Annotated in this window: 2 protein-coding genes; both read right to left on the bottom strand. The window is 44.4% G+C overall.

Annotation, left to right across the window (positions count from 1 at the left end):
• Positions 1-58: 58 nt before the first annotated feature.
• On the bottom strand, positions 59-814 hold the full coding sequence (gene istB, locus ETB99_RS14465; RefSeq protein WP_171700923.1) for an IS21-like element IS5376 family helper ATPase IstB: 756 nt from the start codon (positions 812-814) through the stop codon (positions 59-61).
• The gene (gene istA / locus ETB99_RS14460; RefSeq protein WP_171700922.1) at positions 811-2,013 is read right to left on the bottom strand and encodes an IS21-like element IS5376 family transposase; all 1,203 of its coding nucleotides are present in this window, start codon (positions 2,011-2,013) and stop codon (positions 811-813) included. Before istA ends, istB begins: the two co-directional genes overlap by 4 nt.
• Positions 2,014-2,105 lie beyond the last annotated feature (92 nt).

Genomic DNA, 2,105 nt, shown 5'->3' with positions numbered 1-2,105 from the left:
TGTCAAGGCCGATTATTTTTTCCCCAAAATCGCCGGTTTAAAATTCCCCAGAAGGACCTCATTGATCCTTCTGTTTTTCTTGTTGGAGCCTTTTTTCCCGCAATCGATAGCTTTCCCCCTTTAGGTTGAAAATGATGGAATGATGCAGTAATCGATCTAACATCGCTGTCGCCAAAACCGAGTCTCCCACGATTTCTCCCCATTCCCCAAAGCTTTTGTTGGAGGTGAGGATAATCGGGGCATGTTCGTACCGACGGGCGATGACCTGAAATAAGTAATGAGCGCTGTTCGGGTCCAGTTTTAGATACCCCATTTCATCAATAATGAGAACGGTTGGCTTCACAAAGACACGAAGCTTTTTCTCCAACTTTCCTTCCTGGTCGGCTTTTCTTAACTGAGTGACCAAATCATGGGCGGTAATAAAATACGTTTTATACCCTCTTGCGATCGCCTCCATTCCAATCGAAATAGCCAGATGCGTCTTTCCAATCCCCGGCGGACCGAGAAAAAGAATATTCTCCTTTCGATCAATAAACGATAAGGTAAGCAGCTCTCGAATCCGACGCTCATCCACGGAAGGAAGTGCGTTAAAATCAAACGTATCGATCGTCTTGCGATACGGCAGTTTGGACAGCTTGATGAGCGTTTGGATCGATCGTTCCTGTTTTTCGACGATTTCTGCCTCTAATAAGCGGAATAAAAACTCTGAATATGATATATTATGAGTAGAGGCGTATTCTGCCATGGCGGACCATCGCTCCGCCATGACAGGCAAATGGAGTTGGTGGCAATACTCGTGTATTCGTTCTTTCATGAGCTTTCCCCTCGCAGGAATGCGTCATAAACGGACAATGGACGAGTATCCACTTCCACCGAAATAGGCGAAATGGTGGCGGCCATTTCCGTTTGTTTCTTTTTTATTTTTTCGGCGAATGAAATCACTTTTTTCTGTTGGTCCACGTGAGAAATCTCCTCCCCTCGAAAGTACAATCGAATATCTCCATTTAATCGCTCCTTCACCAGAATTTCTTTGCCCGCATACTCCGCCGATAAGAGCCATTGTTCCCCTTTGTAGGAGAAACTGCCATCCCAATGCACCTTCCGATAGGAAAGATAGCTCGTATCGTAATCGTTCAACGGGAGAGGTTTCAGCTGTTCCTCTGCCCAACGCTCTTGCGGAGGAATGCCGGTAGTGGCGTTTGGCTTCCGATTCGCCACTTGATCGAGCCAACGATGTAAAAGGAAATTTAATTCTTCGATGCTTTCAAACGATGTTCCTACATAGAAGTGATCCATAATATACTGAATGGCTCGTTCGACTTTTCCCTTTGTCTGGGCCCGGTAAGGCCGGCATACTTTTGGAATAAATCCGTAGTAACTCGCAAATTCGGAAAATCGTTGATTCCATTTCACCACTCCTTGTTCTCGCCCGTCTGTAACGGTCTTCATATTGTCAAATAACACCTTCTTCGGAACCCCGCCAAAGTACTTGAAGCTCTGAATCAGGCATTCCATTAAGTGTTCCTGATCCTGGCTGGTCGTAAATACCGCGTATTTCATCCGCGAATAGCCTAACGTGGCCACAAATAGCGATAACTTGACTTTTTTCCCTTCGATCACGACCTCCCCAACTTCTTTCCAATCGACTTGCATTTGTTCGCCAGGAAGCGTTTCATAACGAACGGTGTATTTCTTTTTCGCCGTCTCTCGGAAAGGTTTCATATAGTCTTTTAAAATCGTCTTTCCTCCCGTATAGCCCTGTTGTCGAATTTCAAAAAACAACTTTTCGCTATTAAACACCCCATCTTCTAACATTCGTTTTTGAAGATACGGCTTAAATGGATCTAACTTGCTTTTTCTTTGTTTTCGCTTGGATTTGGAAGGAGGATTGGGGGAGTGAATATATTTTCGGACGGTTTTCCGATCGATCCCCAATTCCCTCGCAATATCGGAAATACTCATTCCCCTTTCATACATCTCTTTGATCATAAAAAATTCCCCTCTCGTAATCATGAACCATAGCTCCTCTCGTTGACACTATGGTTCTATTGTAAGTGGGGAATTTTATTCCGGCTATATTGGGGATTTTATCATCGGCTTTAACA

The organism is Anoxybacillus sp. CHMUD, from assembly GCF_013096965.1.
Taxonomy (GTDB): domain Bacteria; phylum Bacillota; class Bacilli; order Bacillales; family Anoxybacillaceae; genus Anoxybacillus; species Anoxybacillus kestanbolensis_A.
Note: the sequence above shows the minus strand (reverse complement) of the source record. Positions and strands in the feature narration are given on the sequence as shown.